Here is a 24,064-nt window from a genome sequence, read left to right as displayed (position 1 = left end):
TCTCACTGGACGAGTTTCTGGGCGATGATCTTCTTGTTCTCGTCTACGACCAGCATGTGGGTTGCACAGGAGACACAGGGGTCATAGGCACGTACAATAACCTCTGCGAGCTGCCAGGGTGCTCCTTCGAGAGCTCGACTACAGGTCGGGAAGTTCCAGGTGGTTGGCACAAGCAGGTTGTACATCTGGACTCTTCCATCCTTGACCTTAGCGAGGTGAACATCGGTTCCACGAGGTGCTTCGTTGGCGTTCCATCCAAGGCTACCGTCTCCCTGTGGGATCTCATCAGCAAGGACAGACCCATTACAGTCAAGGGCATCCAGAGCATCGATAATAGTGTATAGGCAGTCTGGGTACTCCATCTCACGTGCAATGTTCTGACCCATGGCTCCCTTGTGATCGAAGTTCTTGAAGGTGACCATACGGGCACGTGGACCGACTTCTACTGGCTGGCCATCGTAGAGTGGAATGGAGGTGCAGGCCTGCATCTGTGGCCATGCCTTGGTTCCGATCTTGGAGGTTCCACCGATTGGGTAGTCTGGGTCCTCAAGTGAAACTTCGCACTCGCCCATGTACCAGTCCCAGGGGGTTACATCGGTCCAGCGGTTTGGATCCCACTTGGGGTCAAAGTCAAGGCTTGATGACTGGAATATCGAGTCGACAGCCATGTATCCCTGGTTGTGGTATCCGAATTCCTTTGGCATATCAACAGTGGTCTTCCCGACGGTAACGGTCTCCCTCTTCTCGAAGTTCTTGAAGACAGCGTTCATGAAGTCCATCTGGGCGATGGCCATTGGGAGGGCTTCCTTTGCGAGGTCAAAGAGCTTCTGCTTTGCCTGTGGGCTGATATTGTAATACATTCCACCGACACGTGGATTGCTTGGGTGAACTGGTTCTCCTCCGGCAATCTCACCGATCGTCTGTCCGATCTCACGGAGCCGCTGGATCCGCTTTGCAACGGTTCTGACTGGTTCTTCCGCAGTGAACGGATTGATCTTTGTCTCGGTGCCTGGGATGTACATATCAGGCAGTGCAAGGATGTCGTGCAGTGCAATACTGTGAAGTTTATTTGCGCACTGGAGGATAAGCCTGAGCAGATATGCATCCTGTGGAATCTCACAGCCGATTGAGGCTTCCATTGCTCCGATACCTGCCAGGGTGTGTGCAATCGGGCAGATACCGCAGACACGGGATGAGATCTTTGGTGCCTGGTGCATCGTCTTTCCGATACACAGTTTTTCCAGACCTCTAACCGGGGTTATACTGATCCAGTCTCCTCGCTCAATAATTCCCTCATCGTTGACTTTGAGTACGAGCTTGGAATGCCCCTCATGTCTTGTGGTTGGGGAAATTTCTACTACTTTGGACAAGAGAATCGCCTTTCATTATTGGTTTGTTCGTAGTGCTATACCACTCATCGCGAGAGAGCCCTCAGGAGATCTGAGGGTACGACCGTACCAGTGTACGACAAATGGTGATTTGAGACTTCAATATATCTAATTTGTCATTTGAAACCCGAATTTCTAAAGAAACCGCGCCAAACCCTTAGTTTTGGTAAAAATAATCCATATTAATTATGCCATTTGTGTTACTAATTTTATAAATTCTATTATTATCTTCTATAGTTTTTGTAGAGGAAAAATATCCTAAAAAATAAAAAATTAGATTTCGGAATTAATTTTAGTAAATAAGAGAAAAATAAGGTCTTCACTAACAATCTGAATTATTCGTGTAATACTTATCAGATTTTTATATACATTTATTATTGGATTTGTTTAATTTTTTCGAACTAAAAATTTCCCTTTCATTTTGGGACCATTCTCTGATATAAGTCATTAATAATGATTGGCGCTTGAAATAGGCAAAATATTCCGCATATTTTTTCGATAGGTTGAATATTTGAGATCTAGACTATCGACATTTTGTTTACTGATCTGCTTATCCTGATCCCTGCCCAACTACATGGGAGATATGGATAACGGTCTCACTCCAGAACAGGGTAAAATCATATCAGATATCTATCAGTATCTTGGAGACGCCAAGAGTATCAGTCTTCAGCAGACACGCCAGGATCGGGATCATCGAAATTTTTATGCATTATCGATGGTGCTATTTGCTCTTGCAAATCGCCTGATTGATCTTGGAAGAGAGACTGTTTACTATCGGGGATATGCAAGTCCAGAAGAAGAGATACGAAATAAAGTAATCTTCAAACGTCTTTCAGATTATGATGTGATCGATCCGGCGACCCGTCAGGATCTTCTCATGCTTGTAAACTTTCGAAATCAGTGTTCACATCATTTCCATGAAGTAACAAAAGAAGATCTAAACGAGATTATTGAGTCACTTCCCAGGTATGAGGCTTATGTCACAGTAATACGAAATGAACTTAACCGGACGGGTATGATTACCCGAAAACAAATGATTCTTGCTACCGGGTTAATACTTCTGGTTTGTATCTTTGTTGTAATCTTTCTTTTAGGATGAGATTAGGAGTTTTCTCCATTGATCTCGTCTGATAACTCTGCAATTGTAGCCTGCCGCTCGGCAAATGCATCGTGTTGATGAATACTTTCTTCGTTGTCTTGTGCTATTGTCACAACCGAGTCACCTGGAAGGTCACCAAACTCGGCGTGAACACGACGAGCCATCTCTCTTACGCAGTCTTCAACAAAACGTGGGTTTTTATGTGCAGCAAGAACCACATGCCCCTCGTCACCCCGTTTCAGAAGTTCGAAGATGGGGGTACTCATTGACTGTTTTAATATCTTGATGATCTTATCGAGTGGAACATGGCTCTCATCATCAGTCTCAAGAGAAAGGAATCCTCTTCCTCGTTGATTGTGAGTAGCCATTGGGACCTCATGGAAAAACTTCTCAATAGTTTCAGTGTCAATATTGAGCCCTTCCATGACCTCCCGTGCCCGTTCCTGCATGATGTTCTGGGCACAGGGACAGGCAGTCATCCCGGTAACTTCAGCCCCGATACTTTTACGGACAATAGGATCTTTAAAGGTTCTCTTGGCTATTGCACTGGCAAATACCTTTACAACCTCCTGACATATTGTCCGTGTAACCGGGGTCTCGCCGGCAACCATGAACTCACTTCGCATGAGGACTTCTGTTCTGTCTGCGTACTCATGTTTATCGAGAAGTTTTCTGGCTACCATACTACACAGTTCTTCGATCTCTTTGACTTCTCCTTCAATTGCCTGCTGGAGTACTTCATCAATCACTTCAAAATTACGTGATAGATTTGCTCCTTTAAGGCTTCCTGGCAGGTCAACAAAGATATCAAAGTTTGATATAAATATGACCGGGCGCTTTCCTGGACGGGATACCTCCACCATCTTTTTGACGTTTTTAACTCCCACCCGTGTGAGATTAATTCTTACGTCCGGGGTAGTGGATTGTACATCGGGAAGTTCCCTGACAAAGGCCCGCTCTGCATTTTTTGTTATGATCATCGCTCCTTTCTTATGGTAGGGATTGAGCTGGTTCCTACATCTGAGTACTGGAGATACTAATAGGTTGTCTATTGTTCTGTCTGAAAAATAGAGGGAAAAAAGATCGAATTGTATCCATGAGTAATAAACGGTGATATTGGCACGGAAATCTCCTAATTAGGGTGCTACTAATAATAACATGTTTAATTTTTTCTGATATTCTCGGTAAGATTTGCAGATAAAAAGGTCTCACCACAAAAAAACCGTGAATTGTACTTGGTGAAGGCCTCATATTTATCCCGTTCCCGGGAGAAATGATAGGTACCATGGTCGATTCATATGAGGCCCTGTTACATAAGGCATACGAGGAGGTGACTGAGCCCTCCGAGGATGGTGAGCGTTGGTCATATCCCGAACCCCGAATTACAATCGAGGGCAAAACGACCATCCTTGAAAATTTCACCGATATTGTCAGTGCTCTCCGACGTGACCCTGATCATCTCATGAAGTTCTTCCTAGGCGAACTTGGTACAGCCGGAAAGATCGATGGGAACAGGATCATATTAAACGGAAAATTTGAGGAGTCAATGTTCAGCCCGCTCATCAAGAGTTATGTTGATGATTATGTCATCTGCTCTGAGTGTGGCAAACCTGATACAAAATTGTTCAAGGATGATCGAGTTCTGGTAATCAAATGTGAAGCCTGTGGAAGTCATCGGCCGGTCAGGAAACGCAAAGCGAAGACTGAAATGGCAACCAGTAGTCTTGAGCCTGGAAACATTGTTGAAGTCAATATCGAGTCTACCTCACGTCGTGGAGATGGAGTCGCTAAGATCGGTAAGTATATTGTGTATGTAAAAGGTGCAAAACCAGGTCAGAAACTAAAAGTCAGGATAGCAAAGATATCTGGATCGATTATATTTACAGAACAGCCATAATGGCTGAAAATAAGGTTATTTTTTTACTGCTTCTACGTCTTTTAAAAGTTCATTACATGAAGCAGAGAGACGATTACATGCAGCGACAATCGGTGCAATCGGATCCTTTTTGTCATAAGTCGTGACGGTAAGCACCGGATCAGAGAATTGGAATTCAATGACATAGTTTGCTACGTCAACAGTTGGATCCTTCTGAATCTCACTGATGAGGGCGTTCATGAACGTATGCCCCTGACCGATCAGGGTAATTTTAACCTTATCTTCACTCAGTTCAAGAACGGTTATATTCATTCCAGATTAGTGTGTCTTCAAAACTCATAAACTTACAGCCATCTCTTTAGAAGATGAATTGTTCACCATCATAGCCCTGATGAGGGAGGTTGAATGGGAGGTAATGGCTCATATGAACAACTCTAAAATCCTTGGCCTTGAGTTCTCCGGCAAGATCCACTGCTTCCTCGTAGTTAAGATGCTTGGCGACTTTTTTGAAAGATGAAGGAAAGAGGCCGTCGATAAAGAGGAGATCCATCCCGGTTAAGAGTCCCCGGGTCTTTTCGGGGAGGTGCTCATTTGTATCTGACGTATAACCTATCCTGACCTTTCCATCAGAGAAGATAACTCCGCAGGTATACACATTTGGATGTGTAACTTCTACCAGTGTGAATTCAAGGCCAAAAAGAGTGAAGGGGGTATAAACCTGAATTTCATGTTTATCATGAATGAGGAACTGGTATATTTCCCCACAATATTTCATCACGGCTGGTGCTGCGTACACAGGTGGAATCCTCTGTACACGGTAAAATTCCCCGAACCCCATGAAATGATCATAATGCCCATGGGTCCAGATGACTGCATCTATCCGCGGGGATCCGTTCTGTAACAGTTGTCTTCTCAAATCAGGAGATGTATCGATGAGGATGGTATTGCCATTATTTCTAATTAGAATTGAGGTTCGAAGTCGTTCGATGCCATTCTTTTTTGCATAGGTACATTGTGTACAATCACACCCAACATGGGGTGTGCCTACTGCATCGCCAGTACCGAGCAGGGTTATTTCCATCTGATTTATCCCTGACAGTTTTTGTTTCTGCTAGCATCCCTGTTCTTGATAAGATTCTGACCAGTTGTCAGATCCTCGTTAGTCAGTTGAGTTCTGCTATCTATGAGTGCGGTGAGTATTGCTTCACGGACAACCATCTTGAGATCTGCACCTGAATATCCATCAGTCTCACGTGCTACCGCGCTGACATCGCATCCTGATGAAAAACCCTGAAGAAGCCGCTCCAGAATAAGTTGCCTTGTTGCAAGGTCTGGAAGATCAAAGGGAATAACTTCATCAAATCGGCGCCAGGCCGCTTCATCCAGAAGTTGAGGGTGGTTGGTTGCCCCTACCAGAAGCACATTATTTCTGATAAGGCCGATCCGGTCAATGTTTTTGAGAAGTGCGTTTACAGCCCGTTTCATGGCTCCATGATCGTCACCAATCCTACTTTTTGCGAGGAAGTCAAATTCATCGATAAATAGAATACAAGGAGATAAAGAGCGTGCAACCTCAAAGATCCGGTCGATGTTCTTGGATGTCTCACCAAGGTACTGGGAGGTAACCATCGGGAGTCTCACCTCAAGAATTGGCATGTGAAAAACCCGGGTCAGAGCAAAAGCGAGTGATGTTTTTCCTGTTCCCGGTGGGCCAATAAAGAGTAGTTTTCCAATATCAAATACCTGATGGGCCCTGAGAAATTCCAGGTTTTCTAATGCAACCTTCAGCTTGAGAATACGTTGAACCTGGTCAGATGTGCAGATGATATCATCCAGCGTCTGTTCAACTTCTTCCGGAGCACTGATGATGATTAAATCAAGACCCGCCCTTAATTTTTCATCATCTGCAAGCATCTTGGATATTCTGCGATCCAGTGACACTCTGCTATCTTCAAACCTTGGGTTAATATCCCTAGATGCACTATGTGAAATATCTGATAGAAGATTATTTTTTTCCGCATACCAGGCGAGAACAGGGTTTTTTCGAATTCTTTTCTCCCCATTGTGTTTGATAAACCAGTTGAATCCCGCCGGAAGAGTTGTTATTCTGAGTCGGTGTCCAAACTCTTCATACACCGTGAGTGGGTGCTTTTCAAGTCGCAGATGAGCGTCAGGGATACCAAGAACCTTCTGTAGCGCGCTTTCCGAAACTACAACAGGTCCCCGTTCTCCTTCCATACTCTGAACGCCATATACCTCACGTGCAATGGGGGTTAGATCGTTTATATCCAGATTCTGATTCTGGTTAAATATCTCGGCCGCCAGAAGCAGTTCGATCAGGTCCAGGATCTCCTCGTCACGGGCCATGTCAATAACTCATATCGTTAGTGCTGATCACAGATGAACGTGTTATTTTTATTCAGGGGTTATGCGGTGGTCACTACACATCCATCACTGGTGACAATCATGGTGTGTTCAGCTTGAGATACATAGGATCCAGGAACATCTGCAAGGACCGGATATGCGTGAAGCACCCCTTCTCTGACAAGTCTGAGCAGGGAAAGGTCAGGCTTTGGTGTTTTAAGATGTCTTCTTGCGAATGGAAGCCCGTTTAATGGTTCAATCTCTTTCAGGATCTTCCGCGATGTAGGCATTCTTACCGGCTTCCAGGCCATCTGTGAGAAAATCTCAACACGTTTCTGGTCATTGACATAACCCGTTCCTGTTGTAGCAAATGGTTCTATTGCAATTGCCATTCCTTCTTCCAGCACTGCCCCGCCGATTCCTCCGACGTTAGGGACATTTGGCCCCATATGAAGTCTGAACTGGTCAAGGCCGTGTCCTGTAAGATTTGCAATCGGTCTGTATCCGCGTGAACCGATCTCTGCTGCCACAGCCGTTCCAAGTTCACCAATGGTAACTCCGGGTTTGACTTTAGCAATGGCTGCATCACGCGCAGCAATTGATGCCTCCACTAGTAGGTTCTGGTCTCCAAGATCGACAGTTAATGCCGTGTCAGCGATATATCCATCCAGATGTACACCCAGATCCAATTTTACCATATCTCCTGCTTTGAATGTCCGGTCATCTTCAGGTGAAGGTGTATCATGAGCTGCTGATTCATTCAATGAGATGTTCACTGGAAATGCCACTCCAAGACCTGCATCGATTACCATCTGTTCAACCTCAGCAGCGGTTAGTGCAAGTGATACATCGGGTCTTATCAGGTCTCCTCCCTTTCGCAGGATGGTGGATGCCACCTTTCCTGCCTGTATATATCGTTCAAATACCTCTTCTTTCAAAGAATCATCTCCACAGGGAAATTCGTTAGCCGATTAAAACCGCTTCTTGTAACTACTCCCATGTTCTCAATCCTGACCCCTCCTACTCCACGGTAATAGAGACCTGGCTCTACAGTAACAACATGTCCCTCTTTCAACTCTTCACCAGCTGGTGAAAGGCTTGGTTTTTCATGTACCTCCAGGCCGATTCCATGCCCAAGACTATGAATAAATCCCTCAGTATCTGTTTTGAACCCCTGGTCATCGAAATAATCCCTGACCTTCTGATAACATTCAGCCCCGCTCACACCAGCTAAAATTAGACTCTCTCCCAGGATCTCTGCATCGCGAACTGCATTATATAATTCACAAACCTTACCTGAAGGTTCTCCCTTTGAGACAGTTCTTGTCATGTCTGCATGATAGCCACTCGTTTCACTTTTAGGAAAGAGATCAATCACGATAGGTTGGTGGGCCTTGAGTTGTCCCTCTCCAGTACAATGAGGCATTGCAGTCTCTTCTCCACATGATACTATGGTATCTTTGGCAACGCATCCGCGAGAAAGGAGAGCCGAATGAATAGTATACCGTATTAGTTCTGATGTAAGCTGCTTTTCGCCGTGCCAGAGTAACCCGTTTCGCATTGTGGATCCCCTGATGAGATTTATTCCGTTCTCCATTGCTTCTTCAGTCGCTTTTTGCACAACTGATATGTGGCTGATTTCATCGCTGCTTTTCTGAGATCGCATCTGTGAGATTGTAGATTTGTCATCTAGCATAACCGGTATTTTTTTCTCAAGTGCCCGGGCCAGGGCAAGAGGAAACTGAGGGGGAACGATGACTGCCCCTCCTGAACATCTCTCAATCAGAGCAGCTGTGATATTGTAGGGATTTTTTTCTGTTGCAATTATCTCCTGGAACCCGGCCTGCTGCCGGGTAATACTTTGCGCGATTGATTCACGTTCTGCCCGGTCAACCTCCATGATAGGCAGGATCATGATGGGTTTCTCCCCTCTTTTTTTTATGACTGGTACAGGATCGTTGGTGACAAAATGGGTGAGGTAACGCATATCTGGGTCATCAGATGAGGCAAACAAACAGTATGCGGATGTACCGGACCGAAGAATGAGATCATCGAGGTAGTCCATCCTCTACACATTGCTGATGAGACCACAAGTACTTTTATGATAAAATTGATGTATGAATAATGAACGAGTCTGCTAAAGAGCAGTTTAAATGGAAATTCTGGCACATTGCAGTAATTTTGAATGGAGTAATCCTCTTCTTTGCTGTCGGGGTAATTGCCTTGTTTCTCTTCCCGTCGCAATGGAGGGTTCCAGGTTCAGTTGTTTCTCTTCTTATCGCACTACTTCTTACGATAATTTTCAGAAGGCAGTATCTGAAGACAAAAGAATGGCTTGATAAGAATGCTTGAGTGAACTGCCCATGTTAAAGAAAATAAAAGGGGACATTGAATTAATCGGCAGACACCTTGAAGTTCTGTCTATTGTAGCGCAGCATCAGCCGATAGGCATCATCAAATTGTCTGAAGTCATGAACGTCCCTCAGCATCGGATTCGGTACTCGCTCCGTGTTATGGAAGGGCTTGGATATATCCGCGCCTCTCCTACCGGTGCTGTGGCTACCGAAAAGGCTGATGAGTTGTTCACGAGTTTGGACACTGATATTGAAGAAATAATCGTTTTATTGAACGGAATGAGATCATCCATTCAGAAAACGTGACCAAAACGATTTCATAAAATTTATATGGAAATTGATCCTACATTATAGAGCACCTCTGAGCCGCCATAACTCAGTTGGTAGAGTGACTGGCTGTTAACCAGTATGTCACAGGTTCGAGTCCTGTTGGCGGCGTTATTCTTTTTGGGCCTGTAGCTTAGTGGTTAGAGCGCCCGGCTCATAACCGGGCGGTCATGCGTTCGAATCGCATCAGGCCCATCATCCGGTTATTTTTTATTCGATGATCTCGTAGTGTTACTATCTGAATGAATTGTCCCGTCTGTGGTCAGGATCATATCTGTTATGCGCAGGACCTAATCAGCAGGCGGCACGAAATTTTTTCTCCATGTTCTGATTGTTGCAGGGCTGTCAGAGATAAAACCGGTCCGCCAGAAGATTCACCTCCTCCGCCCTGTCATTGTGGCAGGGCTTTTATCGATGATGTGTATGCCAGGCTCTACTTTCTTCTGGTTGATGCCGGGCTTTTTTCAGGAGATGAAGCCCTCTCTGCTGTGGGGATTCCCCTGATTGATCCCGGCATTTTTCTACGTTCCCCCCCGTTTCTTCCCACTCGTTCTCTCATTCTGATCTCTTCTGTTTTTGATGATGACTCCGCGCATCGTGCATATCATGAAATTCCTCAAATATCTGCCATTCTTAAAGAAGGAAAAGATCCTCCCGGGGTCGGAGATTGTGCTGATACGGAATCACATGTATGTTCTGAACATCGTCTTCTCTGTGGCTGTGATGTCCGGGCAGATCTGTTTCCAACCAGTCATGGTCCTGTAGTGGCTTACAAAAAACAGGGAGCAAGTCATATTGAGTTTCCACATGGCGTTGACCCAAAGATACGTTCTGTGGAAACTGCGATTCGAAGGGTCCACCCGTCTCTCTTTGTTGACGCATGTTCTGGGGTGGGAACATTGGGAATTACCGGCGGAGTCCTTGGTGTTCACCATATTGTACTAAACGATCCCTGGTATGCGGCAGCTTACTTTTCCGGGTTCAATCTCCTTGTCAACAAAGAATCACTGGGTCTTGATGAATGCGAATTTGCAATGGATTTTCCCCATCTATCGCGCGAAAAGCTCCTTGACGGCCCCCTCCCTGTTGCTGAAGGATTTGGGGCAGAGAAAAAAGTGGAGGTATTTCAAGGGAGAATGGAGTTACTTTCTCCTTTAATCCATGATCATGATGTTTTGACTGTTTTTGATCCTTTTAATAAAAAGAAGTTTAGACAAAATCATTCATTTTTGCAGGGTTGGGAAAATGATGTGGGTGGGGAAGTTTTTATTCCATGAGTCTTCGCATAATAATGGGGACTAGCCCGGGTGGATCGACGTCACCTGTAACCTGAAACCGCCGGTACGCAGGGGGCGAAGTTCGAGGAAGGCTTACACGTACTGCCCGAATTCTCCATGCTTTCAACGAAGAAACCCTGTCCTGTGAGGTCGATGGCCAGCAATCCAACCTTCGGAGGAAGGAACGACCTGTTGTCGCGGGGATCGGTCCAGGCCCGGAAGGGAGCAGACTTACCGTGAACGTTCGGCGCCCATGGGGTTGCGGGGCGGAGGAGAAGGCTTGAGACCAGGGTTGCAACGGTCTGTCGACCGAGAACGTGTCCCTATTTTTATACGCTGATTCTCATGACAAAAGTCACGATCATTGGTGCTACCGGACGGGTTGGTCAGTATGCGGCCCTCTCGATATCACGGATACCGTACATACGGGAGATCCAGTTGTACGGCCGGGATGGATCGCAGTCTCTCCTTGATGGAATTACCCGTGACCTCATTGATTCATTTGCTGCTACGGGTACAGCAAGCGTTGTACGGTGGAGCTGTGATCTTGCAGATATGAAAGGGTCTGACGTGGTTATCATTACGGCAGGGGTAGCACGCAAACCTAATCAGGATCGTCTTGATCTCGCGCATGAGAATGCAAAAATTGTAGCAGATCTCTCGAAGCAGGTTCAGATGTTCGCCCCGGAGTCGATGATTATGATGGTTACCAATCCGGTTGATATCATGACGTCTGTTGCACTTCGGTATTCCGGGAAAAAACCTCACCAGGTATTTGGTCTTGGTACACACCTCGATTCGATGCGCCTGAAATCATTGATAGCTTCGTTCTTCCAGGTTCACGTCAGTGAAGTGCATACCCGCATCATTGGCGAGCATGGAGAGAGTATGGTACCTCTCTGGTCAGCAACTACGATCGGTGGTATTCAGATATCCAATCTGCCTTCGTTTGGTAACTTGCCCATTGATGATATCATGGGGAAGGTCCGCTCATCAGGTCAGCAGATCATTGCTAGTAAGGGTGCTACTGTCTGGGGGCCGGGCGATGCAATCGCTACGATCATTAAGACCCTGCTTGGAAACGAAAACCGGATTCTGACGTTATCTGCCTATGTTAAGAGTGAAGTGCATAACATTGGTGATGTCTGTATCGGTGTTCCGGCCCGAATAAACAAAGATGGGGTATTTCCGGTATCAATCAGACTTGACCCACTAGAGGTGCATGCATTTCAACGTTCTGTTGAGCGGATTCGTGGGTTAACTAATCAGATTCTCAAGAATCTTGAGCAATCAGATTCAGAGTAGTTAATCTGAAAAAAGAGTTTTTTTTAGTTAGACAAGCGTCGATCCGATGATCTCGGCCCGCTCTATTCCGGGAATGCTATTCAGTGTGGCCTCTGCTGCATCGGTTTGTCCTTCTGCGTCCGGAACAACAACGACAACCTTGAGTGCAACAAGTCCGAACCCGATAGGTTCTTCCTGAATGTCCTGAACACGTGGAAGCTTTGCACGAATCTCTTTCTTGATATCTTCACGGTTTACTTCAGGAGATTCCGGCATTGCCTTGATGATCAGTGCCACATCACCCATGCCTTAAGGCCCCCGGAACCCACATGTCGGGCAGACGAACTCGACACTCTGTTCCCGGCAGCGGTAACAGCGGCTGATACGGACACCACAGGCTGGGCAACCGAATTCGGTTGATCCCTGCTCTGCCATTGGGCCGTTGCATGAGGTACATTTCTCTTGACTCATATTCGGATGTCTCCAAAGGTGCTTAATTTATTCTTTCTTGATCCTCTTAAACTATGGTGCCAAAACCGGTTCCAACAACCTTCTCTCCCTTCATGGCTAGAGTAATTCTCTCAGGGAAAGTCCCGTTGATAACTCCGCCATTTACCGGATGACTCAAAATAAATGGGATGAACAAGGGATCAAGGTCAGAAGTGTTAATTTGTGCTTTTATTACTTCGATTGGGACTCCATCTGCGCGTACCTGATCTATTGATTTCAGGATAAGAAGGTCTGCTTCCAGATAATCAGCCAGCCAGGCGCTGATGGTATCAGAGGTGATCTCCCAGGTATGGGGCAACGGATCTTTCTCTATGAGGTACTGGTACGGAAGCATCACGCGTGGTTTATCTGTAAACTCTGGGTATCTTGTTGTTTCAACGCCAAATCCAGATAAGTACCACCCATATTGTTCCATACCTGCGATTGCCATCCAATGTGCAACCGTTCCATCCGAGCCAGTCTCCCGCACTGCATCAGCGAAGATTCCACCTCCCGGAAGTATCAGGATAGCCCTGTTGCATTTGAGAACAGTCCTGATGATCTGCCTGGCATGGGGCAATAGACTGCCTCCAACTTTGATCACCAGTGGCTTTACCATGTGAGAAGTTTATTTCAGCAGATTCATTTATGGCTGCCTGTATATTCTGCACTATGCGTCTCATCACGCTGGTCCTGGTAGTGTTTATCTGTGTAACCACAACTGCTGCATTTCAGATAACTGAAGTATACTCTGATACCTATCTGGATGGCGATGCCGATGAATACCTGGTGATCAGTGGAGACGGACCTCTCAGTTCTCTTGAGGTAACTGATGGAGAAGGGCAGATTACCTTTCCTGCAGGTGCGGTATCATCTGGTTCAATAACAATAGCCCGTGATGGAGAAGCATTTTACAAGGTCAATGGCAGATACCCGGATTATGAACTGATTGGAATGAGCCCAGATGTTCCAGAGCCTGTGGTTACTGGAAAATTCCAGATGGCAAACCAGAAAGATGAGCTCATGCTGAAGGAGCATGGTATACTTATTCAGAATCTTTCGTGGCCAGGAACATTCAAGCCACGTAAAGGGCAGGTCCATGTCCTTGGTCCTGATGGCATATGGGACAAACGTGTTTTTATATCCGGTGCCAGCCGGTTTATGCCTGTAACCTTTTCCAATGTTACTGGTACAGCCTTTGTTTCTCCAGATTGCGGACGTGCGGTTTTTGAACAGGCAGTATCGTCTGCCCGTCGCGAAATTCTGGTCAATGTGTATGAGTTTACAGACCCTGAGATGGCTGGTTTACTCTGTCAGGCATTTTCTCGTGGTGTGAAAGTGACTGTGCTTCTTGAGGGGGGACCCGTTGGTGGGATAAGTTCTGAAGAGCAGACTGTCATCGCTATGTTATGTTCAGTCGGGATTAATGTCCGGGTTATGGCAGGGACAGGTGAAGATCACGCTCCATTCCGGTATGATCATGCAAAATACCTGGTTATTGATGGAAAAGATCTCCTTCTCACAACCGAAAATTTCAAAGAACATTCTTTTCAGAAGGCAGGTTTTGCCGGAAACCGGGGGTGGGGTGTTCTGGTCTCATCTCCTGATCTGTGTTCCTACTTTTCAAAGGTGTTTTACTCAGATCTAAACGGACCTGGCGTCACAGATATTCAGGGAAACAGATCGGAAATTCCCGAATATTTTGCAGAGGCATACAAACCTGTATTTGCACCTCTTCATTTCAACGACTCTTCTGTAACTCCCGTTCTTGCTCCAGATACCAGTGATCTTATCGTGTCTCTCATCAATGAAACCAGATCCCGGTTGTATATTGAAGAAGCCTATATCAAACACTGGTCACATGGAAAGAGAAACCCCTATCTTAAATCTGCGATAGATGCTGCCCGGAGGGGCGTTGAAGTTAAAATTCTCCTTGATTCGTATTACTACAACATCGAAGAAGAGAATGATAATGATGAGATTGCAGCTGAAATCACAGCCATCGCCAATCGTGAACATATTCCAATTGAAGCGAGACTTTTAGACCTTTCAGGGACCGGCCTCCTTAAGCTTCATGCAAAGGGCATGATCGCTGATGATTCTATATTGATCTCAAGTATCAACTGGAATGAAAATTCTCCCTCTTTCAATAGGGAAGCAGGTCTGATTATTGAGGATCCCAATGTTGCCGGGTACTTTGCCTCTGTTTTTGAACAAGATTGGAACGCTTATAAAAAGCAGCCATTATCACATGAGTCCGGGCCCGACATCGCAAAGATAGGGCTTGCCGGAATGATCGTTGGCATGCTTGCGATCCTGTATCTGTGGCGACACAGAAGATAAAAAAATCAGAGGTATTCACTGAGGAATACAAAAATCAGGTAGTATAAAGCCACCGCCAGCATCAGAACCCCTGCACCCCGGTTGATGATAAGATGGTATTTTGCAAGGAATGAGACCGCCTTCCTGTTTGCATCCATTGAAAAAGCCGATAGAACCAGAAGTGGTGTCGCCATACCTATCCCGAATATGACAAAGTTGATAAAATTCGCAATAAAATCAGCGGTCGTCGTGGAAAGGGCAAAGAGCATGATAATTGATGCCGGGTTGCATGGAAGTGCAACCAGGCCGAAGAATGCACCAAACAGGCAGGCTGTTATCCATGGAGTCTTTGCCTCTGGTGTCTGAACTGTTGGAAATATTCTACCGATATCAACACCCAGTATCATACCAATGCTCATGATGGCCAGGATCAGGTATACGACCGGGCCGAGATATCCTATTACAAGGCTGGTAGATGCCTGTAGAACGGATACAAACACTACTCCGAATGCAAGCATCGCACCAATAACTCCTGCTGTGACAGCCAGGCCGAGCAGAAGTGTTGATACCCTTTTTCCCTGGGCTGTTCTCCCTGCCAGGAAGGCCAGGTATCCGGGATAAAGTGGGAGGACACACATAGCGCCGAGAGGGGTGTACAGACCTGCGAGAAATGAAAGGATCCAGGTTTCAGGGCTGAAATCCATGGTTATGCACAGACCTGGGAAAGGGCACTCTTCAATGTCTGTGCTCTAAACAACCCTGATCCCAAGTGGTTCACAGTCTTATTACATACGATAACCGTCTGTGGGAGTTCTAGTGCAAAGCTGGTTCCGAATGTTCCTACCATCCCTCGAGTTAATTCTTTTGGTGCTGCTGCAAAGTGGCCGGCATACTTCTCTTTCTCTATATGTTTCTTTACCATGTTCTGATTCTCATTTGGATCGATGTCAATACCCACAATCGTGAATGAATCTGGGGATGTTGTCAGCATTTGTTCGCTCTCTCCAAGTTGCATTGAGCATGTAGGACACCAGACTGCAAAGGTATGGATGAGGACGGGTTTTCCCATCTTTGCGATTTGATCAATGGAAAATTGCTCTCCTGTAACTGCATCTGTCATTGGTATTTTTGTCCAGGCAAGGCCTGGGTCACTTGGTTGAGTGGCATTGACGTCAGGATTGGGAACCACCTTGCTCACCTCTTTCGGTTGCTCTGATGCGGTTGCCATGGTCATCAGAATTAGAAAAAAGCAGAGTCCGGTTATTAGAACTCTCCGATATCGGATATTGTGCATGTACAAGCATCTGTAATGATACTGTATAAACTTCCCCGGCTTTACGTATCGACAATCCTATGATGAACGGGCTACAACCATTCGGTAATGATTGAACGGCAGGAACGGACTGCTCTGCTGATTCTTTTTTTGGTATTCATATCCTGTGCTCTCTTTACATGGATTGGTGACGGGGTAGGAAAAGGACCATTTGCCCAGAATTATACTTCCGAGTCTCCAGAAGGATCCCTTGTATCACATCAGGGAATTGTACAGAAGGTCACCGCTACTGCAACAGGTGGTAATCTGATTCTTGATATGGGGGATGTATCTATCTTCATTCCATCTCCTGCTGCAGGTATGGCTAATATTTCTTCAGGAGACTTCATTCATGTCTACGGAATCGTGCAGATATGGAAAGGAAAGCGTGAGATCCTTGTAAAGGATTCTGGAGATATTTCGATTATTTCCGTATCTCGAGGGAAAAATCTGCGTTTCTGACTGTATGAGTAAGCATTCCGAGGCTTATCCGATCCGCCCCGACTGCCGCATATTTTTCAATGGTGTCTGGATTGATTCCGCCTGATAGTTCAATCAGGACCTTATCTCTTAATCCACTGATTATGAGAAGATCCATAACACCAGTGATCTGGTCTGGTGTCATATTGTCAAGCAGAATAATATCTACACCTGCTCGTGCCGCCTGCATGGCTTCTTCAGCAGATTCAGCCTCTACTTCGATGAGATGGTAAGCACTGGCATTTTTGGCTCGTCTGACTGCTTCTCCAATTGTAATCAGGGTCCGGTGTGTGTCTTTGATGAGAACTGCATCTGAGAGTGAGAACCGGTGGGTATCTGCTCCACCAATCATCGCTGCTTTCTTATCCAGTAATCGGAGCCCTGGTGCTGTCTTACGTGTTGCGGCTATCCGACAATCAGGGTTGACGGAATTAACACGGTCCTGAACTCGTCTGGTCTCTGATGCAATTCCACTCATCCTTCCTATCAGATTCAGGGCTGTCCGTTCAACCAAGAGGATTGCATGGGCATCACCCTGAAGAGAGAGAACAATTGTATCTGAATCAATCTTGTCTCCATCCTTGTATCCGGGAGATATATTCACTCTAAAATGTTCGAAGATGCGGGATATCTCTGAAATACCTGCCAGGATGAGATCCTCTTTAGCAATGATGTCTGCCTGACAGGTCTGTTTATCTAGAACATACTCCGAGGTGATATCACCGAATGGTGCATCCTCTTCAATGAAACTAAGGAGTTTACTCAAAGGAATATCTGGATATTTCATGATACAGATGCGTCCAGCATCCGGTCAAGTGATCTCCGTGCAGATACAAATGTGTCTTTATTAATTTCCATCTCATTCTGGAGGTTCGTGATGCACCTGATGAGATCCTCTATGGTTGTTTTTCTCATATCCTTGCATACTGCATCTTTGACCCCGATTATTTTTTTATCAGGGAAAAGTGACCTAAGCCGGACAACCATTGCCTCTTCAGTAAAAATGTGCCACACCCGCTCGTCACTCTGCTCGATAATTTTGATCATTTTACCAGTTGATGCAACAATATCTGCCTTATGTCTGATCAGTTTAGGACATTCTGGATGTGCAAGGATGAGCCCTCCGGTTTTACGAGCATTATTGATGTCTTCAAGACTGAACTGCTGGTGGACATAACAGTGTCCATCTGTGGGCATGATGATGATCTCCTTTTGAGGAATTTGTTCCTGAACATAACCGGCAAGGTTTGCATCAGGGCCGAATAATATCCTTAAATGGGGCAATGATTGGACAATTGAAACAGCATTTCCTGAAGTGCAAACAACATCTGCAGCTGCTTTACAGGCGGCAGAACTGTTGACATACACTACAACAGCAGCGTCAGGATACTTTTGCCTGTACTCTAAAATCAATTCAGGTGTCAGAAAATCGGCGAGAGGGCATCCGGCATCCTGAACCGGGATAAATACTCTTTTATCAGGATTGAGAATTTTCGCGGTTTCAGCCATAAATCTGACACCACAGACAATCAGTATGTCTGCATCTGACCTCTTTGCTGCCAGAGCAAGCTCCAGGCTGTCTCCTACAACATCTGCAACATCCTGAATCTCTGCGACCTGGTAGTTATGAGCAAGAATCTTCGCATTAAGTTCAGTTTTTATTCTTCTGATCTTCTGGCTGGTATCAGGAGCCATCATGCCCCTATCACCAAGGGACTGTTTATATTTTTCAGTAGTGAGAGGACGGAAAGGGCAGCGAGGTAACTTGTTGCTGGATTGTCTGGGGATGGAAGATTCGTTATCTTGGAATACAACTCCCCGAACTCCCCTTTTACAAATATCTCATGAATATTTTTATCTACATCAGGATCTGCCCATAATTCAACCTGAACTTCATGAGTACTGGCAAGAGCGATAGCCACTGATACATTGATATTTTTTGGAAATAACTTTATACAATCCTTTGCCTTTCCCTTGAATGCCAATGTCCTGGTGCTGACATTCATCTTAAGGCTCTCAGGACTTTTAGTAGTCCTGAGAAGAATGCTCTCAATATGGCTAATCTGGCCAATCTTGAGGTTATCCAGTCCCATGATTGCACCGCTGGGAATGTGAATCCGCTTTCGGTTTTCCTTGGCCACAGAAATGAGATCTTCTCTGAAGGCATCGTCAGCGAGGGCACCAACACTTAAGATGACCAGATCTTTCCCGTGTTCAATAATTTTTAGTGCGTATGCCCTTACAGCAACAATGGATGCTGCTTCAACACAGATATCGAAATCAGCAGTGATGAATTCATTAAAATCTGAATACGGCTTTGCTCCGGTCAATTCTGAAAGGCTCGCTGCGTGTTCATGCAACTGGTCAAAAACTCCAACAACCTGAAAGCCCTCCTGATGAGTTGCGATGATCTTTCCTACGTTGCCACAACCCAGGAGCCCAATTCTGACCATTGCCTACATATTTGCCGAATATAATTAAACAACTTTGCACAGTGTGATCGGTTTATCGCTGGGCCTATCTGCCATCAGATCCCATATTCCGGATAATGGGTGAACTATCCGGCGAGTCTTTTACCTATCCATCATGGGTTCAGGCTCTTTCAGGGCAGAAGATCTGTATCCTGACCTTTGGATGCACCTATAATGAAGGTGATTCTGATAGGCTCAGACAAATTCTCACGCGTGTAGGCTCTCTGTTCGTGGAGGACCCTCAAGATGCGGATGCAGTGATTCTTAACACCTGTATTGTGATAGAGAAGACTGAACGCAAGATGATCAGGTTGCTGAAGGATATGGAAGGGCAAGAAATCTGGGTCACCGGCTGTCTTCCCGGTGCACGTGCCGCAATTCTTACTGAATTTCCTAATGTCCGGGTATTATCACCTGATAGTATTCATGCAGTTGATCTGGATCATAATGTCGCACCGTCCGGTCCGATTACAGTTGTTCAGATTGGTTCTGGCTGCCTTGGTCACTGCACCTATTGCATCACGAGACACGCGAGAGGTCACATAAAAAGTAATCCGATAGAGGAAATCCTCTCGCAGATTCGCGCAGCAGTCCTGGGAGGAGCTGTGGAAATCCGCCTGACTGGTCAGGATCTGAGTGCATACGGGTATGACTGGGGAACGCCTTCTCTTCATATCCTTCTGCAGGCTATTGGAGAGATAGAGGGGACTTTTTTTGTCAGACTGGGTATGATGAATCCGGCAACACTGCTCCCAATCATTCACGAGGTTGCTGATGCTTTGGATAATGATCATTTTTTTTCGTTTGTTCATCTCCCTGTTCAGTCAGGATCAGATCACGTTCTCAACCGAATGGGGAGGGAATACGACCACTCTACCTACCTTATGCTGGTAGATATACTCAGGAAAAAAAATCCTGAAATCTCTATTGCAACTGATTTAATTGTCGGATTTGCTGCTGAGAGTGAAGATGAATTTAAAGAAACCTGTGATCTTCTTGTTACTCTTCAGCCCGATGGCATCAATGTTACCAGGTATTCATTCAGACCTGGGTCCACTGCGCCAAGAGTCGGGGAACTTCCTGACCGGATCAGAAAAGATCGCTCACGTGAATTGATTCGCATCGGTTATGGTATCCTGAAGGAGAAGAAATCAGCGCTTGTGGGAAAGACAGGGGAGGTTGTGATCACTGAAAAACTCAGGGAAGGCACCGTAATGGGAAGAACCCGGTCGTATACTGGTATAGTGATTGCTGAAGACCTCCCGGTAGGGAGTCGTCATCTGGCGGAATTCACTGGAGAGCGGACACATTACCTCACTGGAAGAGTTGTACGATCACTACTCTGATCAAAAACGGTCAGTTGGATTTTTCCCTCACCCGGGAGACGGTACCTGCATTGGTGAAATACATGGAAGATGTCATACTCAATGGATATAATCGCCTCATTGATCTTATTCAGACAACGGATGCCAGGATCGATCAGAACAGTGAGGAGATTCGCGCACAGGAGGCCGAACTCGTAGCAAGGATGGGTGCTCTGACTGCCTCTGTTATTAAAACAATGGGCATTACCATTCTCGAAAAAGGAAAAAAGGATAACAAAGGTGATATTTATGATGCGAAGCATTATTCCTCAAAGGTCTTTGTTCTTGGGAAGAGTGCCGATCCTGCTCCATACCGTCCGGATAACATGTCACGCCAGGTCATTGATCAGTTCTGTCTCATCAGTGAGGATGGCAAGTTCTACGAAGTGATGTATAGTGCTGATGATCTGATTGTTGACTCATACATGGGAGAACTTACTCCACGTCAACTGATTGATCTCTATGGATACGATGCGGTGTTCATGTTGTACAAAGGAATGAAGCAGTACCTTGAAGGGCAGGAAAGTCTTCTTTCTGCTCTTGAGGTAACTCTTCAGTTTCTGGTAAAACCTGTGTGATCTTCTTTTCTACTTTTCTTTCCAGCTAAATAGTGGAAATAATGGTTTGAGAAGATCTGTCTCCTCTTCATAACCCGATAACCGGAATATCCTCTCTGTCCGCGATCCATCTTTCCGCTCCCATGAGACTGCCGCTTTTGCATTACGGAGCATAGAAGGTAGGCGATATCTGTGTATTGAATCAGGATTCAGATCTCCTATCTCATATCTGATGTCATCTGGAATTATCCGAACCTGTGCTGATCTGGCAGGTGCAGTTCCAAGATTCTCAACAATTACAGTTTCAGCATCATCAGCCAGTACTGCAGAGATCTCAGGATGTGCATTATTTTTGGCATCCTCTGATATCAGCAAAATGAGTAAAACTGTGAGAAAAATTACTGCTACAATGCCTGCTGCAGCCGTTTCTATGAAAAACTGAGATAGCAGGGTGAGAACGATTCCAAGAAAAACAGTCAAGAGGATATTCTTATTCATATACTCTGTTTGGTTACAGAGTTTTAAAATTGAAGAGTGGGCCCGGTGCGATTCGAACGCACGACCTCCCGGTTATCAGCCGGGTGCACCACCTGTCTATGCTACGGGCCCCAGAGGCTCTAATTAGGTGGATAGTATGAGTTAATAAATCTTGTGAAATTTTTTCTTGACTCGCCAGTGGATTGATCAAGGTTCATATCTGGATGAGAATTCAAATTCAATATCTGAATATTTGGAACTGAACTTACATGGTTGTAAAATATCTCCTTGGGAACGAGGCAATAGCCCACGGCTGCCTTGAAGCAGCGTTGGATACTGCATTTGGATATCCGGGCACCCCCTCATCTGAAGTCATAGATACTCTCAGAACATGGCCTGACCGCCAGTCATATGTTGAATGGTCTGTTAATGAGAAAGTGGCATATGAAGAGGCGCTTGCCTCATCCTGGTGTGGTATGAGGTCTATTGTGACTATGAAACACGTAGGTCTCAACGTAGCTGCAGATCCACTGATGACCTCAGCTTATACCGGTGTGAAAGGTGGATTTGTGGTCATGTCTGCTGATGATCCATTTGCACACTCATCACAGAATGAGCAGGATAGCCGCTGTTATGCTGCTTTTGCACGGATTCCCTGTCTTGATCCAAGCTCTGTTCAGGAAGCACACGACATGGTCCGTGATGCCTTTTCCCTTTCAGAAGAATTTCTGCTTCCAGTACTCTTCCGGCCAACCACGCGCATATGTCATTCGAAAAGTGATGTGACTCTGGGTGAGGTCGCCGCATTAGACCGGCAGGCATCCTTTGAGAAAGACCCCCGACAGTATGTTGTGATCCCGGCGCATACCCGTGTCCTTCACAAGCAACTCAATGAAAAGCAGGCCTCTCTCAAAAAAAGGCTTGTTGAGTCTGGATATAACAGATCTACAATCCGTGGGAAAATAGGGGTCATAACCGGTGGAATTGCTGCGTCATATGTTCATGAAGTTGTCTCTGATTCAGTCTCCATTGCCCACATTGGTGCCTATCCAATCGATGAGGAGTGGCTTTCTGGCTTTATCAGGAGTCATGAACGAATCCTTGTAGTAGAGGAACTTGCCCCGGTGATTGAGGAGGTTTCCAGGCAGGTGGCCGGATTGGTTCCAATACTTGGAAAGAAGACCGGGCATGTTCCCTATGAAGGTGAACTCTCTCCAAGCCGGGTAGCGCAGTATCTCAAGGCAGCAGATATCCCGGTAAAATTAGATTACCCAGTTATACAGCCACCTGCTGGTCTACCTGTCAGACCACCAATCCTGTGCGCCGGATGCATGCACCGTACTGCAATGTATGCGATACGAAAGGTGTTTAGGGATGGAATCTTTCCAAGTGATATTGGGTGTTACACTCTAGGGCTTCAGCTTGGCGTTGTTGACACCACTATCTGTATGGGTGCCTCTATCACGGTGGCGTCTGGGATGGCCCAGGCTGGTGAAAAACATGATATTGTCTGTACCATTGGTGACTCTACGTTCCTTCATACCGGTATTCAGGGCCTTTTAAATGCAGTGTATAACGACGCAAACATTACAGTGGTAATCCTTGATAACCGCATAACTGCGATGACAGGACACCAGCCTAACCCAACCACCGGTGTAACCGCTTCTGGGGTTGAGCGTCCGGCGGTATCTCTTGAGATGCTTTGCAGGTCGTGTGGTGTCTCTTTTGTTGAGACCGTCAGCCCCTCTGATCTTGTTCAGTTCACCGGGGTTCTCAAAGATGCGAAAGCACGCAAGGGAGTCAAGGTTATCATAGCAAAACAGCCCTGTGTTATCACCGAGAGAAGGGCGAAGATCAACCGCGGCAAGTACAGGGTATCCAGTGACATCTGCATCGGATGCAAAGCATGCATAAAATTCGGGTGTCCTGCGATAGAACTTCACAGTGGCATTGCACTGATTACTGATCTTTGCTCCGGTTGTGGTGTCTGCACTCAAATATGCCCGGTATCTGCAATATCCCTTGAGGTAAAAGAATGAGTTTTGATGTGCTGATTGTAGGAATCGGAGGTCAGGGAACTATTCTGACTTCTAACATCCTGGGAGAGGCGTGTGTTATTGAAGGGATCCACGTTCGTGGTGCAGAGACTCATGGGATGGCACAACGTGGTGGTTCTGTTGAAAGCCAGATCCGTATTGGACAGGAATATGGTCCGCAGATAGCCCCCGGAACCGCTGATCTCATTATCTCCTTTGATCTCATGGAAGCAGCTCGGTATTGTCATTATCTCAAAAAAGGTGGATTCATTTTTACTAGTCAAGAGTATGTAGTTCCAACGTCCGTATTTACGCAGGATTTCCCTGCACCTGATGAACATATGATCATGGGGCTAATTGGGGATTACAAGGTTATCGTTGTGGAAGCACGAAGACTTGCTGAAGAGGCAGGAAGTATTCTGACCCAGAATATTGTCCTTCTCGGAGCTGCCTCTTCTCATCTCCCGCTACAGGAGCAATCTCTTCGAGATGCCGTAAGTAGGACTGTGCCCAAAAAGACGATCGAGTTAAATCTCAAAGCTTTTGACCTTGGAAGAGCTGTTTGTTCAACCCATTAAGGCCCCCTG

28 protein-coding genes, 3 tRNA genes and 1 other RNA gene are annotated in these 24,064 nt (G+C 45.9%); 15 read left to right on the top strand and 17 right to left on the bottom strand.

The window, feature by feature from the left end; all coding sequences use genetic code 11:
- Positions 1–2: 2 nt before the first annotated feature.
- Positions 3–1,370 carry a coenzyme F420 hydrogenase subunit alpha gene (frhA, locus tag DK846_RS15975; protein WP_109969995.1) on the bottom strand — a complete coding sequence of 456 codons (1,368 nt, stop codon included), beginning with the start codon at positions 1,368–1,370 and terminating at the stop codon, positions 3–5.
- Positions 1,371–1,971: 601 nt separating this feature from the next.
- Between frhA and DK846_RS15970 the strand changes: the two genes are divergently transcribed.
- On the top strand, positions 1,972–2,487 hold the full coding sequence (locus tag DK846_RS15970; protein ID WP_181391832.1) for a HepT-like ribonuclease domain-containing protein: 516 nt from the start codon (positions 1,972–1,974) through the stop codon (positions 2,485–2,487).
- Between the two features lie 2 nt (positions 2,488–2,489).
- Here DK846_RS15970 and mptA read toward each other — a convergent pair whose 3' ends face one another.
- Positions 2,490–3,467 (bottom strand): GTP cyclohydrolase MptA, encoded by a 978-nt coding sequence (gene mptA, locus DK846_RS15965; protein WP_109969993.1) that lies wholly within the window; start codon positions 3,465–3,467, stop codon positions 2,490–2,492.
- Between the two features lie 305 nt (positions 3,468–3,772).
- Here mptA and DK846_RS15960 point away from each other — a divergent pair, with 305 nt between their 5' ends.
- On the top strand, positions 3,773–4,384 hold the full coding sequence (locus DK846_RS15960; RefSeq protein ID WP_109970101.1) for a translation initiation factor IF-2 subunit beta: 612 nt from the start codon (positions 3,773–3,775) through the stop codon (positions 4,382–4,384).
- Positions 4,385–4,399: 15 nt separating this feature from the next.
- Here the strand turns inward: DK846_RS15960 and DK846_RS15955 are convergent, their stop codons facing one another.
- The 5 genes from DK846_RS15955 to DK846_RS15935 are packed head-to-tail and all read right to left on the bottom strand — an operon-like array spanning position 4,400 to position 8,792.
- Entirely contained in the window at positions 4,400–4,675 is a 276-nt protein-coding gene (locus DK846_RS15955) for a DNA-directed RNA polymerase subunit L (protein ID WP_109969992.1), read from the bottom strand.
- A 46-nt stretch (positions 4,676–4,721) separates the two neighbouring features.
- Complete coding sequence (locus DK846_RS15950; protein WP_109969991.1) at positions 4,722–5,444, bottom strand: MBL fold metallo-hydrolase; 723 nt, start codon at positions 5,442–5,444, stop codon at positions 4,722–4,724.
- A 5-nt stretch (positions 5,445–5,449) separates the two neighbouring features.
- A complete protein-coding gene (locus DK846_RS15945) occupies positions 5,450–6,730 on the bottom strand; it encodes an ATP-binding protein (protein WP_109969990.1) in 1,281 nt (426 codons plus the stop codon).
- 59 nt (positions 6,731–6,789) lie between these two features.
- A complete protein-coding gene (gene map / locus DK846_RS15940; RefSeq protein ID WP_109969989.1) occupies positions 6,790–7,665 on the bottom strand; it encodes a type II methionyl aminopeptidase in 876 nt (291 codons plus the stop codon).
- Positions 7,662–8,792, bottom strand: a complete 1,131-nt coding sequence (locus DK846_RS15935; protein WP_109969988.1) for a M24 family metallopeptidase — start codon at positions 8,790–8,792, stop codon at positions 7,662–7,664. The genes map and DK846_RS15935 overlap by 4 nt, the downstream gene beginning before the upstream one ends.
- A gap of 59 nt (positions 8,793–8,851) precedes the next feature.
- Here DK846_RS15935 and DK846_RS15930 point away from each other — a divergent pair, with 59 nt between their 5' ends.
- The 7 genes from DK846_RS15930 (at position 8,852) to DK846_RS15900 (ending at position 11,990) form a co-directional block, all read left to right on the top strand.
- On the top strand, positions 8,852–9,079 hold the full coding sequence (locus tag DK846_RS15930; RefSeq protein WP_109969987.1) for a hypothetical protein: 228 nt from the start codon (positions 8,852–8,854) through the stop codon (positions 9,077–9,079).
- Between the two features lie 11 nt (positions 9,080–9,090).
- On the top strand, positions 9,091–9,387 hold the full coding sequence (locus DK846_RS15925; protein WP_109970100.1) for a hypothetical protein: 297 nt from the start codon (positions 9,091–9,093) through the stop codon (positions 9,385–9,387).
- 59 nt (positions 9,388–9,446) lie between these two features.
- A tRNA-Asn gene (locus DK846_RS15920) sits at positions 9,447–9,519 on the top strand.
- An 11-nt stretch (positions 9,520–9,530) separates the two neighbouring features.
- Positions 9,531–9,603 (top strand) — tRNA-Ile (locus DK846_RS15915).
- A gap of 47 nt (positions 9,604–9,650) precedes the next feature.
- On the top strand, positions 9,651–10,685 hold the full coding sequence (locus tag DK846_RS15910) for a hypothetical protein (protein WP_109969986.1): 1,035 nt from the start codon (positions 9,651–9,653) through the stop codon (positions 10,683–10,685).
- Between the two features lie 14 nt (positions 10,686–10,699).
- An RNA gene (gene ffs, locus DK846_RS15905) (signal recognition particle sRNA) lies at positions 10,700–11,012 on the top strand.
- 18 nt (positions 11,013–11,030) lie between these two features.
- Positions 11,031–11,990, top strand: a complete 960-nt coding sequence (locus DK846_RS15900; protein WP_109969985.1) for a malate dehydrogenase — start codon at positions 11,031–11,033, stop codon at positions 11,988–11,990.
- Between the two features lie 27 nt (positions 11,991–12,017).
- On the opposite strand, the gene DK846_RS15895 is transcribed toward DK846_RS15900, so the two are convergent.
- From DK846_RS15895 to DK846_RS15885, 3 genes are read right to left on the bottom strand one after another with little or no spacing between them, the layout of a single operon-like run.
- Entirely contained in the window at positions 12,018–12,275 is a 258-nt protein-coding gene (locus DK846_RS15895; RefSeq protein WP_109969984.1) for an elongation factor 1-beta, read from the bottom strand.
- 3 nt (positions 12,276–12,278) lie between these two features.
- The gene (locus tag DK846_RS15890) at positions 12,279–12,440 is read right to left on the bottom strand and encodes a zinc finger domain-containing protein (protein WP_109969983.1); all 162 of its coding nucleotides are present in this window, start codon (positions 12,438–12,440) and stop codon (positions 12,279–12,281) included.
- Positions 12,441–12,486: 46 nt separating this feature from the next.
- Positions 12,487–13,077, bottom strand: coding sequence for an amino acid kinase family protein (locus tag DK846_RS15885; RefSeq protein ID WP_109969982.1), 591 nt, complete (start codon positions 13,075–13,077; stop codon positions 12,487–12,489).
- A 29-nt stretch (positions 13,078–13,106) separates the two neighbouring features.
- On the opposite strand from DK846_RS15885, the gene DK846_RS15880 reads away from it, so the two are divergent.
- Positions 13,107–14,801 carry a phospholipase D-like domain-containing protein gene (locus tag DK846_RS15880; protein WP_109969981.1) on the top strand — a complete coding sequence of 565 codons (1,695 nt, stop codon included), beginning with the start codon at positions 13,107–13,109 and terminating at the stop codon, positions 14,799–14,801.
- Positions 14,802–14,806: 5 nt separating this feature from the next.
- Here DK846_RS15880 and DK846_RS15875 read toward each other — a convergent pair whose 3' ends face one another.
- Both DK846_RS15875 and DK846_RS15870 read right to left on the bottom strand, forming a co-directional pair.
- On the bottom strand, positions 14,807–15,484 hold the full coding sequence (locus DK846_RS15875) for a cytochrome c biogenesis CcdA family protein (protein ID WP_109969980.1): 678 nt from the start codon (positions 15,482–15,484) through the stop codon (positions 14,807–14,809).
- A 2-nt stretch (positions 15,485–15,486) separates the two neighbouring features.
- The gene (locus tag DK846_RS15870; RefSeq protein WP_109969979.1) at positions 15,487–16,074 is read right to left on the bottom strand and encodes a TlpA family protein disulfide reductase; all 588 of its coding nucleotides are present in this window, start codon (positions 16,072–16,074) and stop codon (positions 15,487–15,489) included.
- Positions 16,075–16,161: 87 nt separating this feature from the next.
- On the opposite strand from DK846_RS15870, the gene DK846_RS15865 reads away from it, so the two are divergent.
- On the top strand, positions 16,162–16,554 hold the full coding sequence (locus DK846_RS15865; protein WP_109969978.1) for a hypothetical protein: 393 nt from the start codon (positions 16,162–16,164) through the stop codon (positions 16,552–16,554).
- On the opposite strand, the gene nadC is transcribed toward DK846_RS15865, so the two are convergent.
- The 3 genes from nadC to nadX are packed head-to-tail and all read right to left on the bottom strand — an operon-like array spanning position 16,517 to position 19,025.
- Entirely contained in the window at positions 16,517–17,359 is an 843-nt protein-coding gene (nadC, locus tag DK846_RS15860) for a carboxylating nicotinate-nucleotide diphosphorylase (protein ID WP_109969977.1), read from the bottom strand. The two genes, DK846_RS15865 and nadC, sit on opposite strands and share 38 nt — an antisense overlap.
- On the bottom strand, positions 17,356–18,270 hold the full coding sequence (nadA, locus tag DK846_RS15855) for a quinolinate synthase NadA (protein WP_245926589.1): 915 nt from the start codon (positions 18,268–18,270) through the stop codon (positions 17,356–17,358). The genes nadC and nadA overlap by 4 nt, the downstream gene beginning before the upstream one ends.
- The gene (nadX, locus tag DK846_RS15850; RefSeq protein ID WP_109969976.1) at positions 18,267–19,025 is read right to left on the bottom strand and encodes an aspartate dehydrogenase; all 759 of its coding nucleotides are present in this window, start codon (positions 19,023–19,025) and stop codon (positions 18,267–18,269) included. Before nadX ends, nadA begins: the two co-directional genes overlap by 4 nt.
- A gap of 95 nt (positions 19,026–19,120) precedes the next feature.
- Between nadX and DK846_RS15845 the strand changes: the two genes are divergently transcribed.
- On the top strand, positions 19,121–20,389 hold the full coding sequence (locus DK846_RS15845; protein WP_109969975.1) for a tRNA (N(6)-L-threonylcarbamoyladenosine(37)-C(2))-methylthiotransferase: 1,269 nt from the start codon (positions 19,121–19,123) through the stop codon (positions 20,387–20,389).
- A 62-nt stretch (positions 20,390–20,451) separates the two neighbouring features.
- Positions 20,452–20,985, top strand: coding sequence for a hypothetical protein (locus DK846_RS15840; RefSeq protein ID WP_146201253.1), 534 nt, complete (start codon positions 20,452–20,454; stop codon positions 20,983–20,985).
- Positions 20,986–20,994: 9 nt separating this feature from the next.
- Here DK846_RS15840 and DK846_RS15835 read toward each other — a convergent pair whose 3' ends face one another.
- A complete protein-coding gene (locus DK846_RS15835) occupies positions 20,995–21,462 on the bottom strand; it encodes a hypothetical protein (protein WP_109969973.1) in 468 nt (155 codons plus the stop codon).
- 37 nt (positions 21,463–21,499) lie between these two features.
- Positions 21,500–21,573: transfer RNA gene (locus DK846_RS15830), tRNA-Ile, on the bottom strand.
- Positions 21,574–21,710: 137 nt separating this feature from the next.
- On the opposite strand from DK846_RS15830, the gene iorA reads away from it, so the two are divergent.
- Positions 21,711–23,480, top strand: coding sequence for an indolepyruvate ferredoxin oxidoreductase subunit alpha (gene iorA / locus DK846_RS15825; protein WP_109969972.1), 1,770 nt, complete (start codon positions 21,711–21,713; stop codon positions 23,478–23,480).
- Positions 23,477–24,055, top strand: a complete 579-nt coding sequence (locus DK846_RS15820) for an indolepyruvate oxidoreductase subunit beta (RefSeq protein ID WP_109969971.1) — start codon at positions 23,477–23,479, stop codon at positions 24,053–24,055. The genes iorA and DK846_RS15820 overlap by 4 nt, the downstream gene beginning before the upstream one ends.
- The last annotated feature ends 9 nt before the right edge of the window (positions 24,056–24,064 follow it).

The sequence above is a fragment of the Methanospirillum lacunae genome, assembly GCF_003173355.1.
Taxonomy (GTDB): domain Archaea; phylum Halobacteriota; class Methanomicrobia; order Methanomicrobiales; family Methanospirillaceae; genus Methanospirillum; species Methanospirillum lacunae.
Note: the sequence above shows the minus strand (reverse complement) of the source record. Positions and strands in the feature narration are given on the sequence as shown.

Bases quoted from the DNA above. Each gene is read 5' to 3' on its own strand.
- DK846_RS15970 (WP_181391832.1), top strand. From the start codon at position 1,972: ATGGATAACGGTCTCACTCCAGAACAGGGTAAAATCATATCAGATATC.
- mptA (WP_109969993.1), bottom strand. From the start codon at position 3,467: ATGATCATAACAAAAAATGCAGAGCGGGCCTTTGTCAGGGAACTTCCC.
- DK846_RS15960 (WP_109970101.1), top strand. From the start codon at position 3,773: ATGGTCGATTCATATGAGGCCCTGTTACATAAGGCATACGAGGAGGTG.
- DK846_RS15955 (WP_109969992.1), bottom strand. From the start codon at position 4,675: ATGAATATAACCGTTCTTGAACTGAGTGAAGATAAGGTTAAAATTACC.
- DK846_RS15950 (WP_109969991.1), bottom strand. From the start codon at position 5,444: ATGGAAATAACCCTGCTCGGTACTGGCGATGCAGTAGGCACACCCCAT.
- DK846_RS15945 (WP_109969990.1), bottom strand. From the start codon at position 6,730: ATGGCCCGTGACGAGGAGATCCTGGACCTGATCGAACTGCTTCTGGCG.
- DK846_RS15935 (WP_109969988.1), bottom strand. From the start codon at position 8,792: ATGGACTACCTCGATGATCTCATTCTTCGGTCCGGTACATCCGCATAC.
- DK846_RS15930 (WP_109969987.1), top strand. From the start codon at position 8,852: ATGAACGAGTCTGCTAAAGAGCAGTTTAAATGGAAATTCTGGCACATT.
- DK846_RS15925 (WP_109970100.1), top strand. From the start codon at position 9,091: ATGTTAAAGAAAATAAAAGGGGACATTGAATTAATCGGCAGACACCTT.
- DK846_RS15910 (WP_109969986.1), top strand. From the start codon at position 9,651: ATGAATTGTCCCGTCTGTGGTCAGGATCATATCTGTTATGCGCAGGAC.
- DK846_RS15900 (WP_109969985.1), top strand. From the start codon at position 11,031: ATGACAAAAGTCACGATCATTGGTGCTACCGGACGGGTTGGTCAGTAT.
- DK846_RS15895 (WP_109969984.1), bottom strand. From the start codon at position 12,275: ATGGGTGATGTGGCACTGATCATCAAGGCAATGCCGGAATCTCCTGAA.
- DK846_RS15890 (WP_109969983.1), bottom strand. From the start codon at position 12,440: ATGAGTCAAGAGAAATGTACCTCATGCAACGGCCCAATGGCAGAGCAG.
- DK846_RS15885 (WP_109969982.1), bottom strand. From the start codon at position 13,077: ATGGTAAAGCCACTGGTGATCAAAGTTGGAGGCAGTCTATTGCCCCAT.
- DK846_RS15880 (WP_109969981.1), top strand. From the start codon at position 13,107: ATGGCTGCCTGTATATTCTGCACTATGCGTCTCATCACGCTGGTCCTG.
- DK846_RS15875 (WP_109969980.1), bottom strand. From the start codon at position 15,484: ATGGATTTCAGCCCTGAAACCTGGATCCTTTCATTTCTCGCAGGTCTG.
- DK846_RS15870 (WP_109969979.1), bottom strand. From the start codon at position 16,074: ATGCACAATATCCGATATCGGAGAGTTCTAATAACCGGACTCTGCTTT.
- DK846_RS15865 (WP_109969978.1), top strand. From the start codon at position 16,162: ATGATTGAACGGCAGGAACGGACTGCTCTGCTGATTCTTTTTTTGGTA.
- nadC (WP_109969977.1), bottom strand. From the start codon at position 17,359: ATGAAATATCCAGATATTCCTTTGAGTAAACTCCTTAGTTTCATTGAA.
- nadA (WP_245926589.1), bottom strand. From the start codon at position 18,270: ATGATGGCTCCTGATACCAGCCAGAAGATCAGAAGAATAAAAACTGAA.
- nadX (WP_109969976.1), bottom strand. From the start codon at position 19,025: ATGGTCAGAATTGGGCTCCTGGGTTGTGGCAACGTAGGAAAGATCATC.
- DK846_RS15845 (WP_109969975.1), top strand. From the start codon at position 19,121: ATGGGTGAACTATCCGGCGAGTCTTTTACCTATCCATCATGGGTTCAG.
- DK846_RS15840 (WP_146201253.1), top strand. From the start codon at position 20,452: ATGGAAGATGTCATACTCAATGGATATAATCGCCTCATTGATCTTATT.
- DK846_RS15835 (WP_109969973.1), bottom strand. From the start codon at position 21,462: ATGAATAAGAATATCCTCTTGACTGTTTTTCTTGGAATCGTTCTCACC.
- iorA (WP_109969972.1), top strand. From the start codon at position 21,711: ATGGTTGTAAAATATCTCCTTGGGAACGAGGCAATAGCCCACGGCTGC.
- DK846_RS15820 (WP_109969971.1), top strand. From the start codon at position 23,477: ATGAGTTTTGATGTGCTGATTGTAGGAATCGGAGGTCAGGGAACTATT.